Origin of the sequence: Spirillospora sp. CA-142024 (genome assembly GCF_050942325.1) — a bacterium.
Lineage (GTDB): Bacteria > Actinomycetota > Actinomycetes > Streptosporangiales > Streptosporangiaceae > Spirillospora.
Genome location: NZ_CP192077.1, coordinates 8,289,871 through 8,303,457, shown reverse-complemented (window position 1 = coordinate 8,303,457; position 13,587 = coordinate 8,289,871). Strand labels below are relative to the sequence as shown.

20 protein-coding genes are annotated in these 13,587 nt (G+C 68.5%); all 20 read left to right on the top strand.

The features are described 5' to 3' along the window. The first annotated feature begins 120 nt into the window (after positions 1-120). The 20 genes from ACQPZP_RS39215 to ACQPZP_RS39120 all read left to right on the top strand — a co-directional run bounded on the left by ACQPZP_RS39215 (position 121) and on the right by ACQPZP_RS39120 (position 13,514). The gene (locus ACQPZP_RS39215) at positions 121-1,713 is read left to right on the top strand and encodes a hypothetical protein (RefSeq protein ID WP_433474684.1); all 1,593 of its coding nucleotides are present in this window, start codon (positions 121-123) and stop codon (positions 1,711-1,713) included. Positions 1,714-2,239: 526 nt separating this feature from the next. Further along, on the top strand, positions 2,240-2,614 hold the full coding sequence (rpsL, locus tag ACQPZP_RS39210) for a 30S ribosomal protein S12 (protein WP_021597495.1): 375 nt from the start codon (positions 2,240-2,242) through the stop codon (positions 2,612-2,614). Next, positions 2,614-3,084, top strand: coding sequence for a 30S ribosomal protein S7 (rpsG, locus tag ACQPZP_RS39205; protein WP_433464710.1), 471 nt, complete (start codon positions 2,614-2,616; stop codon positions 3,082-3,084). The genes rpsL and rpsG overlap by 1 nt, the downstream gene beginning before the upstream one ends. A gap of 40 nt (positions 3,085-3,124) precedes the next feature. After that, positions 3,125-5,236 (top strand): elongation factor G, encoded by a 2,112-nt coding sequence (gene fusA / locus ACQPZP_RS39200; protein WP_433474683.1) that lies wholly within the window; start codon positions 3,125-3,127, stop codon positions 5,234-5,236. A gap of 82 nt (positions 5,237-5,318) precedes the next feature. Next, complete coding sequence (gene tuf, locus ACQPZP_RS39195) at positions 5,319-6,512, top strand: elongation factor Tu (protein WP_433464708.1); 1,194 nt, start codon at positions 5,319-5,321, stop codon at positions 6,510-6,512. Between the two features lie 109 nt (positions 6,513-6,621). Then, positions 6,622-6,930, top strand: a complete 309-nt coding sequence (gene rpsJ, locus ACQPZP_RS39190) for a 30S ribosomal protein S10 (protein ID WP_018657599.1) — start codon at positions 6,622-6,624, stop codon at positions 6,928-6,930. 15 nt (positions 6,931-6,945) lie between these two features. Then, positions 6,946-7,596, top strand: a complete 651-nt coding sequence (gene rplC / locus ACQPZP_RS39185) for a 50S ribosomal protein L3 (RefSeq protein WP_433474682.1) — start codon at positions 6,946-6,948, stop codon at positions 7,594-7,596. Continuing rightward, a complete protein-coding gene (gene rplD, locus ACQPZP_RS39180) occupies positions 7,593-8,195 on the top strand; it encodes a 50S ribosomal protein L4 (protein ID WP_433464706.1) in 603 nt (200 codons plus the stop codon). Before rplC ends, rplD begins: the two co-directional genes overlap by 4 nt. Positions 8,196-8,207: 12 nt before the next feature. Continuing rightward, the gene (gene rplW / locus ACQPZP_RS39175) at positions 8,208-8,507 is read left to right on the top strand and encodes a 50S ribosomal protein L23 (RefSeq protein WP_358448890.1); all 300 of its coding nucleotides are present in this window, start codon (positions 8,208-8,210) and stop codon (positions 8,505-8,507) included. Positions 8,508-8,544: 37 nt separating this feature from the next. Then, positions 8,545-9,378 carry a 50S ribosomal protein L2 gene (rplB, locus tag ACQPZP_RS39170; RefSeq protein WP_433464705.1) on the top strand — a complete coding sequence of 278 codons (834 nt, stop codon included), beginning with the start codon at positions 8,545-8,547 and terminating at the stop codon, positions 9,376-9,378. A 12-nt stretch (positions 9,379-9,390) separates the two neighbouring features. Continuing rightward, positions 9,391-9,672 (top strand): 30S ribosomal protein S19, encoded by a 282-nt coding sequence (gene rpsS / locus ACQPZP_RS39165; protein WP_067807019.1) that lies wholly within the window; start codon positions 9,391-9,393, stop codon positions 9,670-9,672. A 39-nt stretch (positions 9,673-9,711) separates the two neighbouring features. Further along, complete coding sequence (gene rplV / locus ACQPZP_RS39160; protein WP_433464704.1) at positions 9,712-10,098, top strand: 50S ribosomal protein L22; 387 nt, start codon at positions 9,712-9,714, stop codon at positions 10,096-10,098. After that, the gene (gene rpsC, locus ACQPZP_RS39155; RefSeq protein ID WP_433474681.1) at positions 10,098-10,955 is read left to right on the top strand and encodes a 30S ribosomal protein S3; all 858 of its coding nucleotides are present in this window, start codon (positions 10,098-10,100) and stop codon (positions 10,953-10,955) included. Before rplV ends, rpsC begins: the two co-directional genes overlap by 1 nt. Before the next feature lie 7 nt (positions 10,956-10,962). Continuing rightward, entirely contained in the window at positions 10,963-11,382 is a 420-nt protein-coding gene (gene rplP, locus ACQPZP_RS39150; RefSeq protein WP_021596731.1) for a 50S ribosomal protein L16, read from the top strand. Positions 11,383-11,458: 76 nt separating this feature from the next. Next, on the top strand, positions 11,459-11,698 hold the full coding sequence (gene rpmC, locus ACQPZP_RS39145; protein ID WP_089314942.1) for a 50S ribosomal protein L29: 240 nt from the start codon (positions 11,459-11,461) through the stop codon (positions 11,696-11,698). Continuing rightward, positions 11,695-11,967: a 30S ribosomal protein S17 gene (rpsQ, locus tag ACQPZP_RS39140; protein ID WP_089314941.1), complete on the top strand. Its 273-nt coding sequence runs from the start codon at positions 11,695-11,697 to the stop codon at positions 11,965-11,967. Before rpmC ends, rpsQ begins: the two co-directional genes overlap by 4 nt. A gap of 101 nt (positions 11,968-12,068) precedes the next feature. Then, on the top strand, positions 12,069-12,437 hold the full coding sequence (gene rplN, locus ACQPZP_RS39135) for a 50S ribosomal protein L14 (protein WP_067629407.1): 369 nt from the start codon (positions 12,069-12,071) through the stop codon (positions 12,435-12,437). After that, entirely contained in the window at positions 12,437-12,745 is a 309-nt protein-coding gene (gene rplX, locus ACQPZP_RS39130; RefSeq protein WP_433474680.1) for a 50S ribosomal protein L24, read from the top strand. Before rplN ends, rplX begins: the two co-directional genes overlap by 1 nt. A 5-nt stretch (positions 12,746-12,750) precedes the next feature. Further along, positions 12,751-13,326, top strand: a complete 576-nt coding sequence (gene rplE / locus ACQPZP_RS39125; RefSeq protein ID WP_433464701.1) for a 50S ribosomal protein L5 — start codon at positions 12,751-12,753, stop codon at positions 13,324-13,326. Positions 13,327-13,328: 2 nt separating this feature from the next. Further along, positions 13,329-13,514, top strand: coding sequence for a type Z 30S ribosomal protein S14 (locus ACQPZP_RS39120; protein ID WP_067454638.1), 186 nt, complete (start codon positions 13,329-13,331; stop codon positions 13,512-13,514). The last annotated feature ends 73 nt before the right edge of the window (positions 13,515-13,587 follow it).

The window sequence follows — 13,587 nt, the reverse complement described above, 5'->3', positions numbered from 1 at the left end:
GGCAAGACCGCCACGTGGGGACATGGGTGACAAGGTTCGGAGGCCGCGTTATGCGCCGCGCGCCTCCGGGCTTCCGGGAGCTGAGGAGCCCCGGGACGACGGCGCTGAAGGAGCCCGACGATGACCGAGAACGACGGCACGCAGGGACCGCAGCGGCCGTTGCCGGAGGACGAGGGGCAGCCCAGGCCGCCGGAGGGGCAGGAGCCCCCCGCCCGGCCGCTGGGAGACCGCACCGTGGTGTTCGGGGCTCCGCAGCTGGGTGGCCAGACCGGAGCGCCGCCCGAGCGGCCTCGTGAGGAAGAGCGGCCGGCACCGCCTCCGCCCACGATGGTCGAGCAGCCGATGCAGCAGTTCGGCGAGCAGCCTCCCGCTCCGCCCCAGCAGCCGTATGGCGGTCCGCCGGAACAGCAGCCCCAGTACGGGCAGCCGCCCGCCGGCCAGATGCCCTACGGCACGCCTCCCGGACCGGGCGGGTTCCCGCCCCCGCAGGAGCCGCAGCAGTACGCCCCGCCGGGCGAGCAGCAGCCCTACGAGCAGCCCCAGTATGAGCAGCCCCAGTATGAGCAGCCCCAGTACGGGCAGCCGCAGTACGGGCAGCAGCCCGAGCCGCAGCAGTACGGCCAGCAGCCTCCGCAGCAGCAGAGCGGGTACCCGCAGCAGCCGGCGCACGGCGCGCCCCAGGAACCGCAGCAGTTCGGCCAGCCCCCGTTCGGGGGGCCGCCCGGTGAGCAGGCGCCGCCCGGGCAGCCGCAGGAGTCCGGGACCGACCGCACGATGATCGTCCCTGGTCCTACCGCCGAGACCGAGCAGCCGCAGCGGCCCGTGGTGGACGACCAGGCGACGCTGCACTGGTCGCCCGGCACCGACATCCCGGTCGCCACCGGACCCGAGCGCAGGCAGGAGCCGCCGGCCGAGCCCTGGCAGGCGCCGACCCCGCCGTCCACGCCCGAGCCGTGGTCGCCGGAGTCGTCCCAGCCCGGCGGTGCCCAGCCCGGGCAGGGCCAGGCCGACCACGAGCGGACGATGATGGTGCCGCCGCCCGACTCGGGCTTCGGCGCCGGCTCGCAGCCGCCCGGCTCGTCGGTGGACGACCTGTACCGTCCGCCCGGCGAGAGCGGTGCCGAGGAGCCCCGTCCGACCGAGGCGTTCGATCCGTCCGCCGGGTCGCAGGGCCGGCACGCCGCCGAGTCCCCGGGAATGGCCGAGCACACCCGGCTCGACATCGGCCAGCAGCAGTGGGGCCAGCAGCCGCAGCAGCAGTTCGGCCAGCAGCAGGGCTTCGGCCAGCCGGAACAGCAGCAGGGCTTCGGCCAGCAGTACGGCGGCCAGCAGGGCGAGCAGCAGCAGTTCGGCGGCCAGCCGGAACAGCAGTTCGGTCAGCCCGGCGAACAGCAGCAGCAGTTCGGTCAGCAGCCGTACGGTCAGCAGCAGGACTTCGGGCAGCAGGGCCAGCAGGGCCAGCAGGGCTACGGCCAGCAGGGGCAGCAGGGCCAGCAGTTCGGCCAGCCCGGAGAGCAGCAGCAGTTCGGCCAGCAGGGGCAGTACGGCCAGGCCGGCCAGCCGGCGCAGTACGGCCAGCAGGGGCAGTACGGTCAGCAGCCCGCCTACGGCGGTGACGAGGGCAAGGGCAACAAGAACACCCTCTGGCTCGTCATCGGCGCGGTCGCGATCGTGGTGATCCTGGTCGTCGTGGTGGTCGCGTTCGTCCTCTAGCAGGCGAGGCCGCGAACGCCGGTCACCGGCGTAAAAGCTGGGCCACGTCTTCCCCAACGGCGGGGATGTGGGTCACAATGCCGACGGGTGTACCGCTCGGAGCCGAGTCTCCGGGCCGGGAACATCCGTCGGCATTTCGCCGTTTTTGACCATGGGAAGTCGGCTTCCCGCCGCCCGCGGGCTTGCGCCGGAGGGGGCGCGCACGGTAGTGCGCGCGCCACTTTGCACTTTGGCCCGGCGGTCGGTAACCTCTTCACTTGTGCCCGCTGTAGGCGGGCCGCTATGCGTGCGCGTCGGCGTGGCCTGGTGGTCGGCCCCAGCGCCGCATCTACTCCCCGGCTTGATTCGGCCCTGGTATGGGCCGGGCGGTCTGTGTCGGTTTCGAGCGGTTGTATTTCCGTGAGGCGGCGACACGCCCGACCGCGGGGGTCGGAGAGGTCGGGAAACCGGCAGGTCACAGCCTCGCCTGAGGTGGTGATTGCAGCAAAAAGACTTACCGGCTCGGTACGAGGAAGACGGAGACGCGGTGCCCACGATCCAGCAGCTGGTCCGAAAGGGCCGCCAGGACAAGGTGACCAAGAACAAGACGCCCGCGCTCAAGGGCAGCCCCCAGCGCCGGGGAGTCTGCACGCGCGTCTACACGACGACGCCCAAGAAGCCGAACTCCGCGCTTCGCAAGGTCGCACGTGTCCGGCTGACCAGCGGGATCGAGGTCACTGCCTACATCCCCGGCGTCGGCCACAACCTGCAGGAGCACTCGATCGTGCTCGTGCGCGGCGGTCGTGTTAAGGACCTCCCCGGCGTTCGGTACAAGATCATTCGCGGCTCCCTCGACACCCAGGGCGTCCGGAACCGCAAGCAAGGGCGCAGCCACTACGGCGCGAAGAAGGAGAAGAGCTGATGCCGCGCAAGGGCCCCGCTGGCAAGCGCCAGCTGATCGCTGACCCGGTGTACAACTCGCCGCTGGTCACCGCGCTCATCAACAAGATTCTCCTGGACGGCAAGCGCTCGATCGCGCAGAGCATCGTGTACGACGCCCTCGAGGGCGCCCGCGACAAGACCGGCAACGACCCGGTCGTCACGCTGAAGCGCGCGCTCGACAACGTCAAGCCCACCCTGGAGGTCCGCAGCCGCCGCGTCGGTGGCGCGACCTACCAGGTCCCGGTCGAGGTGCGGCCGGCCCGCAGCACCACGCTCGCCCTGCGGTGGCTGGTGGTGTACGCCCGGCAGCGCCGCGAGAAGACCATGACCGAGCGGCTGATGAACGAGCTGCTCGACGCCAGCAACGGCCTCGGCGCGTCTGTGAAGAAGCGCGAGGACACGCACAAGATGGCGGAGTCCAACAAGGCCTTCGCCCACTACCGCTGGTAACCCCGGCGAACTGCAACGACGAGACGCAGCGAGGACGACAGTGGCTACCAAAACCGGTGTAGACCTGGCCAAGGTCCGCAACATCGGGATCATGGCCCATATCGACGCGGGCAAGACCACGACGACCGAGCGGATCCTGTACTACACGGGCATCAGCTACAAGATCGGCGAGGTTCACGACGGCGCCGCCACCATGGACTGGATGGAGCAGGAGCAGGAGCGGGGGATCACCATCACCTCCGCCGCCACCACCTGCGAATGGCCCGTCGACGACGTCAAGCACACCATCAACATCATCGACACCCCCGGGCACGTCGACTTCACCATCGAGGTGGAGCGCAACCTGCGGGTGCTCGACGGTGCGGTCGCGGTGTTCGACGGCGTCGCCGGCGTTGAACCCCAGTCCGAGACCGTGTGGCGCCAGGCCGACCGCTACGGCGTTCCCCGCATGTGCTTCGTCAACAAGCTCGACCGGGTCGGCGCGGAGTTCCACCGCTGCGTCGACATGATCGAGAACCGCCTCAACGCGACCCCTCTCGTCCTGCAGCTGCCGATCGGCGCCGAGTCCGACTTCAAGGGCGTCATCGACCTGGTGAACATGAAGGCCCTCCTCTGGAACGAGGAGGCCAAGCTCGGCGAGATGTACGACACGCTCGACATCCCCGAGTCGCACCTGGAGACGGCGCGGGAGTGGCACGACAAGCTGGTCGAGACGCTCGCCGAGAACGACGACGAGATCATGGAGCTGTACCTGGAGGGCAACGAGCCCACCGTGGAGCAGCTGCACGACGGCATCCGGCGCGCGACGATCGCCGCGAAGCTCACCCCGGTGACGTGCGGCACGGCCTTCAAGAACAAGGGCGTGCAGCCGCTGCTGGACGCGATCGTCCGCTACCTGCCCTCGCCGCTGGACGTGGAGGCCATCGAGGGCCACGCCGTCCGCGACGAGGAGAAGGTCCTCATCCGCAAGCCGAGCGAGGACGAGCCGTTCTCCGCGCTCGCCTTCAAGATCGCCAGCGACCCGCACCTGGGCAAGCTCACCTTCGTGCGCGTCTACTCCGGCGTCCTGGAGTCCGGCGCGAACGTGATGAACTCCGTCAAGGAGCGCAAGGAGCGCATCGGCAAGATCTACCGGATGCACGCCAACAAGCGCACCGAGATCGAGCGCGCGGGCGCCGGTGACATCGTCGCGGTGATGGGTCTCAAGCAGACCACCACCGGCGAGACGCTGTGCGACGACAAGAACCCGATCGTGCTGGAGTCGATGAACTTCCCGGCGCCGGTCATCCACGTCGCGATCGAGCCGAAGACGAAGGCCGACCAGCAGAAGCTGGGCACCGCGATCCAGCGGCTCGCCGAGGAGGACCCGTCCTTCCAGGTCCGCACGGACGAGGACACCGGCCAGACCGTCATCTCCGGCATGGGCGAGCTCCACCTGGAGATCCTCGTCGACCGGATGAAGCGCGAGTTCAAGGTCGACGCCAACGTCGGCAAGCCCCAGGTCGCCTACCGCGAGACGATCAGCCGCAAGGTCCAGAAGGTCGAGTACACCCACAAGAAGCAGACGGGTGGCTCCGGCCAGTTCGGCCGCGTGATCATCGACCTGGAGCCGCTCGGCGGCGGGTCCGACGGCTACGAGTTCGAGAACAAGGTCACCGGCGGCCGCATCCCGCGGGAGTACATCCCGTCGGTGGACGCGGGCTGCCAGGAGGCCGCCGAGTTCGGTGTCCTCGCCGGCTACCCGATGGTGGGCGTCAAGGTCACCCTCCAGGACGGCGCCTACCACGAGGTCGACTCCTCGGAGATGGCGTTCAAGGTCGCCGGTTCCATGGCGTTCAAGGAGGCCGCCCGCAAGGCGTCCCCGACGCTGCTGGAGCCGATGATGTCCGTCGAGGTCACCACGCCCGAGGACAACATGGGCGATGTGATCGGCGACCTCAACAGCCGCCGCGGTCAGGTCCAGTCCATGGACGAGCGGCACGGCATGCGCGTCATCAAGGCGCTCGTGCCCCTGTCCGAGATGTTCGGCTACGTGGGTGATCTGCGCAGCAAGACCCAGGGCCGGGCTGTCTTCACCATGCAGTTCGACTCCTACGCCGAGGTTCCGGGGAACGTCGCGCAGGAGATCATCGCCAAGGCGCGGGGCGAGTAAGCACCGGGCCTGCCCACAGATCACCAGGACGTACATCGAAGCGGTCGTCTAGACGGCCGAGGATCGCAACAAGGAGCAACCAGTGGCGAAGGCCAAGTTCGAGCGGACGAAGCCGCACGTGAACATCGGCACCATTGGACACATCGACCACGGTAAGACCACCCTTACCGCGGCGATCACCAAGGTGCTCCACGACAAGTACCCGGACCTCAACCCCTTCACGCCGTTCGAGGACATCGACAAGGCGCCGGAGGAGCGCGAGCGCGGCATCACCATCTCCATCGCGCACGTCGAGTACCAGACCGAGGCCCGGCACTACGCGCACGTGGACTGCCCCGGTCACGCGGACTACATCAAGAACATGATCACCGGTGCCGCGCAGATGGACGGCGCCATCCTGGTGGTCGCCGCCACCGACGGCCCGATGCCGCAGACCAAGGAGCACGTGCTCCTGGCCCGCCAGGTCGGCGTCCCCTACATCGTCGTCGCGCTGAACAAGTGCGACATGGTGGACGACGAGGAGATCCTGGAGCTCGTCGAGCTCGAGGTCCGCGAGCTGCTGTCCGAGTACGAGTTCCCGGGCGACGACGTCCCGGTCGTGCGCGTGTCCGCGTTCCAGGCCCTGCAGGGCGACGAGAAGTGGTCCGAGTCGATCGTCGAGCTCATGGCCGCCGTCGACGAGAACGTGCCGGAGCCGGTGCGCGACACCGAGAAGCCGTTCCTGATGCCGATCGAGGACGTCTTCTCGATCACCGGCCGCGGCACCGTCGTGACCGGCCGCATCGAGCGCGGTGTCGTGAACGTCAACGAGACCGTCGACATCATCGGCATCAAGCCGGAGTCCACCTCGACCACCGTCACCGGCGTCGAGATGTTCCGCAAGCTCCTCGACCAGGGCCAGGCGGGCGACAACGTCGGCCTGCTCCTGCGCGGCATCAAGCGCGAGGAGGTCGAGCGCGGCCAGTGTGTCATCAAGCCGGGCACGAACACCCCGCACACCGAGTTCGAGGCGCAGGTCTACATCCTGTCCAAGGACGAGGGCGGCCGGCACACGCCGTTCTTCAACAACTACCGTCCGCAGTTCTACTTCCGGACCACGGACGTCACCGGCGTGGTGAACCTCCCCGAGGGCACCGAGATGGTCATGCCGGGCGACAACACCGAGATGCGCGTCGACCTGATCCAGCCCGTCGCCATGGAGGAGGGCCTCAAGTTCGCCATCCGTGAGGGTGGCCGGACGGTCGGCGCCGGTCGCGTCACCAAGGTCATCAAGTAACACCCTCTCGTGCGCGGCGGCCCGGCCGCCGGAGCCCCGGCAACCGGGCCGCCGCGTCACGACCACTGAAGTAAACAGCGGCACTACAGCAAAGGACACCGAGGCCACCATGGCGGGACAGAAGATCCGCATCCGGCTCAAGGCCTACGACCACGAGGTCATCGACACCTCCGCGAAGAAGATCGTTGAGACGGTGACGCGGACGGGCGCCAAGGTCGCGGGCCCGGTGCCGCTGCCGACCGAGAAGAACGTGTACTGCGTCATCCGCTCGCCGCACAAGTACAAGGACAGCCGCGAGCACTTCGAGATGCGCACGCACAAGCGGTTGATCGACATCATCGACCCGACGCCCAAGACGGTCGACTCGCTGATGCGGCTCGACCTTCCGGCCGGCGTTGACATCGAGATCAAGCTCTAAGGGACGCACCGAGAGATGAGTACGCAGAGGAAGGGCGTCCTGGGCGAGAAGCTCGGCATGACCCAGGTCTTCGACGATGAGGGCCGGATCGTTCCGGTGACCGTCGTCCAGGCCGGGCCGTGTGTCGTGACCCAGCTCCGCACCCAGGAGACGGACGGCTACACCGCCGTCCAGATCGGGTACGGGCAGATCGACCCGCGCAAGGTGAACAAGCCGCGCACGGGTCACTTCGAGAAGGCCGGCGTGACGCCGCGCCGTTATCTCGTCGAACTGCGGGCCGACGACACCACCGAGTACGAACTCGGCCAGGAGATCACCGCCAGCGTCTTCGAAGCCGGCCAGAAGATCGACGTGACCGGCACGAGTAAGGGCAAGGGCACCGCCGGTGTCATGAAGCGCCACGGGTTCAAGGGCCTCGGCGCCTCGCACGGCACCCAGCGCAAGCACCGCTCGCCGGGTTCCATCGGCGGCTGCGCGACCCCCGGTCGCGTCTTCAAGGGCCTCCGCATGGCGGGACGGCACGGCAACGCCCGGACCACCGTGCAGAACCTGACCGTCCACGCCATCGACGCGGAGAAGAACCTGCTGCTCATCAAGGGCGCGGTTCCCGGTCCCAACGGCGGCGTGGTGCTGGTCCGCGACGCAGTGAAGGGGACGGGCAAGTGACCGCCAAGCTCGACATCGACCTGCCCGCCGAGGTCTTCGACGCGAAGACCAGCGTGCCGCTGATCCACCAGGTCGTGGTGGCGCAGCTGGCCGCGGCGCGCCAGGGCACGCACGCCACCAAGACCCGGGGCGACGTCTCCGGCGGCGGCAAGAAGCCGTACCGGCAGAAGGGCACCGGCCGCGCCCGCCAGGGCTCGACCCGCGCGCCCCAGTTCGCCGGCGGTGGCACCGTGCACGGCCCGCAGCCGCGGGACTACTCGCAGAAGACGCCCAAGAAGATGAAGGCCGCCGCGCTGCGCGGCGCCCTGTCCGACCGGGCCCGGTTCGGCCGGGTGCACGTGGTCGACGGTCTCATCGAGGGCGACACCCCGAAGACGAAGACGGCGCTCAAGGCGCTGCGCGAGGTCACCGAGGCCAAGCGCGTCCTGCTGGTCCTGGACCGCGAGGACGAGCTGACCTGGAAGAGCCTGCGCAACGAGCCGAGCGTGCACGTTCTCGTCTCTGACCAGCTCAACACCTACGACGTGCTGGTGAACGACGACGTCGTCTTCACGAAGACGGCGTACGACGAGTTCATCTCGCGCGCGGCGAAGAAGTAAGGAGGGTCGCACATGAACAAGATCGCCGACCCCCGCGACATCATCATCGCGCCGGTCGTCTCGGAGAAGAGCTACGGGCTGCTGGACGAGAACAAGTACACGTTCGTCGTCCGCCCGGACGCCAACAAGACGCAGATCAAGCAGGCCGTCGAGTCGGTGTTCGGCGTCAAGGTGACGAACGTGAACACGCTCAACCGGCAGGGCAAGCGCAAGCGCACCCGGTTCGGCTACGGCAAGCGCAAGGACACCAAGCGCGCCATCGTCAGCCTGGCCGAGGGCGAGCGGATCGACATCTTCGGCGGCCCGGCCTAGGCCGGCGCCGGAGCAGATTAAGGGATGAACGAAAAAGATGGGCATCCGTAACTACAAGCCGACGACTCCGGGTCGTCGCGGCTCCAGCGTGGCCGACTTCGTCGAGGTCACCCGCCGCGAGCCGGAGAAGTCGCTGCTGCGTCCGCTCCCCAAGAAGGGCGGCCGCAACAACCACGGCCGCATCACGACCCGGCACCAGGGCGGCGGGCACAAGCGCGCCTACCGCGTGATCGACTTCCGCCGCCACGACAAGGACGGCGTGCCGGCCAAGGTCGCGCACATCGAGTACGACCCGAACCGCACCGCGCGGATCGCACTGCTGCACTACGTGGACGGCGAGAAGCGCTACATCCTCGCCCCGCGCGGCCTCAAGCAGGGCGACCGGGTGGAGAACGGCGCGGGCGCGGACATCAAGCCGGGCAACTGCCTGCCGCTGCGCAACATCCCGACCGGTACGGTCATCCACGCCATCGAGCTCCGCCCCGGCGGCGGCGCCAAGATCGCCCGCAGCGCGGGCGCGGGCGTCCAGCTGCTGGCCAAGGAGGGCAAGTACGCCACGCTGCGCATGCCCTCCGGCGAGATGCGGATGGTGGACGTGCGCTGCCGCGCGACGGTCGGCGAGGTCGGCAACGCCGAGCAGTCGAACATCAACTGGGGCAAGGCCGGCCGGATGCGGTGGAAGGGCAAGCGCCCGACCGTCCGCGGTGTGGCCATGAACCCGATCGACCACCCGCACGGTGGTGGTGAGGGCAAGACCTCCGGTGGCCGGCACCCGGTGAACCCGGCCGGTAAGAAGGAAGGCCGCACTCGCCAGGCGAACAAGTCGAGCGACCGGCTGATCGTCCGTCGTCGCAGCAAGAAGAAGCGGTAGGAGTCGCTCGTCATGCCACGTAGCCTTAAGAAGGGCCCGTTCGTGGACGACCACCTGATGAAGAAGGTGGACGTGCAGAACGAGAAGGGCACCAAGAACGTCATCAAGACGTGGTCGCGGCGCTCCATGATCGTGCCGGACATGATCGGTCACACGATCGCCGTGCACGACGGCCGCAAGCACGTCCCGGTGTTCATCACCGACGCCATGGTGGGGCACAAGCTCGGCGAGTTCGCGCCGACGCGCACGTTCCGCAGCCACGTCAAGGAAGACCGCCGCAGCCGTCGCGGCTAGCAGGCAGAGCAGTACGCACGTAGGAGAGAGGGAACAGCGATGGAAGCCAGGGCCCAGGCGCGGTTCATCCGCGTCACGCCCAGGAAGGCCCGCCGCGTGGTGGACCTCATCCGCGGCCTGCCTGCCGCGGAGGCTCAGGCGGTGCTGCGGTTCGCCCCCCAGGCTGCGAGTGAGCCGGTGGGCAAGGTGCTGGCGAGTGCCATCGCCAACGCCGAGCACAACTTCAAGCTCGACTCGGACACGCTCGTCGTGAGCCGTGCGTGGGTGGACGAGGGGCCGACGCTGAAGCGTTTCCGCCCCCGCGCCCAGGGCCGGGCCTACCGCATCAACAAGCGCACGAGCCACATCACGGTGGTCGTGGAGTCGCGGGACGAGGCGTCCAGCGGGGCGTCCGGCGGCGGTAAGAAGACGAGGAGGGCCCGGTAGTGGGTCAGAAGATCAACCCGCACGGGTTCCGGCTCGGCATCACCACCGACCACAAGTCCGTGTGGTTCGCCGACAAGCTCTACAAGGACTACGTCAAGGAAGACGTCCAGATCCGGCGCATGCTGCAGAAGGGCATGGACCGGGCGGGCATCTCCAAGGTGGAGATCGAGCGGACCCGTGACCGTGTCGAGGTCAACATCCACACGGCCCGGCCGGGCATCGTCATCGGCCGCCGCGGCGCGGAGGCCGAGCGTCTCCGCGGCGACCTGGAGAAGCTGACCGGCAAGCAGGTCCGGCTGAACATCCTCGAGGTGAAGAACCCCGAGATCGACGCGCAGCTCGTCGCGCAGGGCGTGGCCGAGCAGCTGTCCAGCCGGGTCGCGTTCCGCCGCGCCATGCGCAAGGCGATCCAGTCGGCGATGAAGTCGGGCGCCAAGGGCATCAAGGTGCAGTGCGGCGGCCGCCTCGGCGGCGCCGAGATGTCGCGGTCGGAGTTCTACCGCGAGGGCCAGGTCCCGCTGCACACGCTGCGCGCCGACATCGACTACGGGTTCTACGAGGCCCGGACGACGTTCGGCCGCATCGGCGTCAAGGTGTGGATCTACAAGGGCGAGGCCGCGGCGACGCGCGCCGAGCGCGAGCAGAAGGCCGCGCAGCAGCGCGCCACCGGTGGCGGCGGCGGTGGCCGTGAGCGCCGCGGTGGCGACCGCCGTGGCGGCGGCCGCGGCGGCCGTGGCGGCCGCGGCGGCGCCGGTGCCGGCGAGCGCGGCGGCCGTGGCGGCGAGCAGAAGCAGCAGCAGGGTTCCGAGCAGCCGGCGCAGGCCGCCGAGTCTGCTCCGCAGGGTGAGGGGAGCTGAGTAACCGATGCTGATCCCTCGCAAGGTCAAGCACCGCAAGCAGCACCACCCGAAGCGCCGCGGCATGGCCAAGGGCGGCACGAGGGTGACGTTCGGCGAGTACGGCATCCAGGCCGTCGAGGCCGCGTACGTGACGAACCGGCAGATCGAGGCCGCTCGTATCGCGATGACCCGCCACATCAAGCGCGGCGGCAAGGTCTGGATCAACATCTTCCCGGACCGTCCGCTGACCAAGAAGCCCGCCGAGACCCGCATGGGTTCCGGTAAGGGCTCGGTCGAGTGGTGGGTGGCCAACGTCAAGCCGGGCCGCGTGCTGTTCGAGATCTCCTACCCGAACGAGCAGATCGCCCGTGAGGCCCTGACGCGCGCGATCCACAAGCTCCCGATGAAGTGCAAGATCGTGAAGCGCGAAGTTGGTGAGAGCTGATGTTCAAGCTCCACAAGCTCCCGATGCTGTGCACATTGACCTGCAAGACCGTCAAGCGAGAGGTGGGTGAGTCCTGATGGCCAAGGGTCTTACCGCCGACGACCTGCGGACCGAGCCCGAGGACGTCCTGGTCACCAAGCTCAAGGAGGCCAAGGAGGAGCTGTTCAACCTCCGCTTCCAGGCCGCGACCGGCCAGCTTGAAAGCCACGGGCGGCTGCGCACCGTGAAGCGCGAGATCGCCCGCATCTACACCGTGATGCGGGAGCGCGAGCTCGGCATCGTCACGGTCGAGGACGCCGCGGAGGGCAACGAATGACCGAGCAGCAGACCGAGCAGCGGAGCAGCCGCAAGATCCTTGAGGGTCTCGTGGTCAGCGACAAGATGGACAAGACCGTGGTCGTGTCCGTCGAGGACCGCGTCAAGCACCCGAAGTACCACAAGGTGATCCGCCGCACGAAGAACTACAAGGCGCACGACGAGGCCAACGAGTGTGGCGTCGGCGACCGCGTCCGTCTCATGGAGACCCGCCCGCTGTCGGCCACCAAGCGGTGGCGCGTGGTGGAGATCCTCGAGAAGGCCAAGTAGGGCCGCGGGACGGAGTCCCGCAAATGTAAACAGTCTGGTTCCACCAGGCTCGGCGCCGACGAAGGAGGCGTCGAGAACCGGTGTGACGAACAGGAGTTGACGTGATCCAGCAGGAGTCGCGACTCAAGGTCGCCGACAACACGGGTGCGAAGGAGATCCTTTGCATCCGGGTTCTCGGCGGCTCGGGTCGGCGCTACGCGGGAGTCGGCGACATCATCGTCGCGACGGTGAAGGACGCCCTTCCCGGCGCGGGCGTGAAGAAGGGTGACGTCGTCAAGGCGGTCGTCGTGCGCACCCGCAAGGAGCGCCGGCGCCCGGACGGCTCCTACATCCGCTTCGACGAGAACGCCGCCGTCCTGATCCGGGACGGCGGCGACCCCCGCGGCACCCGTATCTTCGGCCCCGTGGGCCGTGAACTGCGCGAGAAGAAGTTCATGCGCATCATCTCGCTCGCGCCGGAGGTGCTCTGATGAAGATCCGCAAGGGCGACGAGGTCGTCGTCATCGCCGGCAAGGACAAGGGCGCGACGGGCAAGGTCCTGCGCACCGACCCGCGCGCCGAGCGCGTCGTCGTCGAGGGCGTCAACCTCATCACCAAGAACATCAAGGCCGACCAGCAGCGTGCCGGCAAGGAGAGCGGTCGCGTCACGGTCGAGGCGCCGCTGCACGTCAGCAACGTCGCGATCGTCGAGGACGGCAAGCCGGTACGGGTCGGTTACCGCATCAACGAGGACGGCACGAAGGTTCGGATCTCGCGCCGTAGCGGTAAGGAGATCTGAGACCGATGACCGAGACCGCCACCGAGCGTCCCGTGCCGCAGCCGCGGCTCAAGCTGCGCTACCGCGAGGAGATCGCGGGGCAGATGCGCGAGCAGTTCGGCTACGCCAACGTCATGCAGATCCCCACGCTGACCAAGATCGTGGTCAACATGGGAGTCGGCGACGCGGCCAAGGACGCCAAGCTGATCGAGGGCGCGATCCGCGACCTGTCGGTCATCACCGGCCAGAAGCCGGCGGTGAACCGGGCCCGCAAGTCCATCGCGCAGTTCAAGCTGCGCGAGGGCATGCCGATCGGCGCGCACGCCACGCTGCGCGGCGACCGCATGTGGGAGTTCCTGGACCGGCTGCTGTCGACGGCGCTGCCCCGCATCCGTGACTTCCGCGGCCTGTCGCCGAAGCAGTTCGACGGCAACGGCAACTACACCTTCGGGCTGACCGAGCAGGTCATGTTCCACGAGGTCGACCCGGACAAGATCGACCGGACCCGTGGCATGGACATCACGGTCGTGACGACCGCGAAGACCGACGACGAGGGCCGGGCGCTGCTCAAGCTCCTGGGCTTCCCCTTCAAGGAGAACTGAGCATGGCGAAGAAGTCGCTGATCGCCAAGGCCGGGCGGAAGCCCAAGTTCGGCGTGCGCGCGTACACTCGGTGCTCGCGCTGCGGCCGTCCGCGCTCCGTCTACCGGAAGTTCGGCCTGTGCCGCGTGTGCTTCCGGGAGATGGCCCACCGCGGCGAGCTGCCCGGCATCACGAAGTCCAGCTGGTGACCGCCTCCCCGGAGTCCGCTCCGGGGAGCGGGGCACCCGCCTGTAATGACCAACCGGGCGCCTGAGAGGGCGT

What these genes read in the sequence shown, in the direction of transcription:
- ACQPZP_RS39215 (WP_433474684.1), top strand. Translation starts at nt 121, where the DNA reads ATGACCGAGAACGACGGCACGCAGGGACCGCAGCGGCCGTTGCCGGAG.
- rpsG (WP_433464710.1), top strand. Translation starts at nt 2,614, where the DNA reads ATGCCGCGCAAGGGCCCCGCTGGCAAGCGCCAGCTGATCGCTGACCCG.
- rpsJ (WP_018657599.1), top strand. Translation starts at nt 6,622, where the DNA reads ATGGCGGGACAGAAGATCCGCATCCGGCTCAAGGCCTACGACCACGAG.
- rplC (WP_433474682.1), top strand. Translation starts at nt 6,946, where the DNA reads ATGAGTACGCAGAGGAAGGGCGTCCTGGGCGAGAAGCTCGGCATGACC.
- rplW (WP_358448890.1), top strand. Translation starts at nt 8,208, where the DNA reads ATGAACAAGATCGCCGACCCCCGCGACATCATCATCGCGCCGGTCGTC.
- rplB (WP_433464705.1), top strand. Translation starts at nt 8,545, where the DNA reads ATGGGCATCCGTAACTACAAGCCGACGACTCCGGGTCGTCGCGGCTCC.
- rpsS (WP_067807019.1), top strand. Translation starts at nt 9,391, where the DNA reads ATGCCACGTAGCCTTAAGAAGGGCCCGTTCGTGGACGACCACCTGATG.
- rplV (WP_433464704.1), top strand. Translation starts at nt 9,712, where the DNA reads ATGGAAGCCAGGGCCCAGGCGCGGTTCATCCGCGTCACGCCCAGGAAG.
- rplP (WP_021596731.1), top strand. Translation starts at nt 10,963, where the DNA reads ATGCTGATCCCTCGCAAGGTCAAGCACCGCAAGCAGCACCACCCGAAG.
- rpmC (WP_089314942.1), top strand. Translation starts at nt 11,459, where the DNA reads ATGGCCAAGGGTCTTACCGCCGACGACCTGCGGACCGAGCCCGAGGAC.
- rpsQ (WP_089314941.1), top strand. Translation starts at nt 11,695, where the DNA reads ATGACCGAGCAGCAGACCGAGCAGCGGAGCAGCCGCAAGATCCTTGAG.
- rplX (WP_433474680.1), top strand. Translation starts at nt 12,437, where the DNA reads ATGAAGATCCGCAAGGGCGACGAGGTCGTCGTCATCGCCGGCAAGGAC.
- rplE (WP_433464701.1), top strand. Translation starts at nt 12,751, where the DNA reads ATGACCGAGACCGCCACCGAGCGTCCCGTGCCGCAGCCGCGGCTCAAG.
- ACQPZP_RS39120 (WP_067454638.1), top strand. Translation starts at nt 13,329, where the DNA reads ATGGCGAAGAAGTCGCTGATCGCCAAGGCCGGGCGGAAGCCCAAGTTC.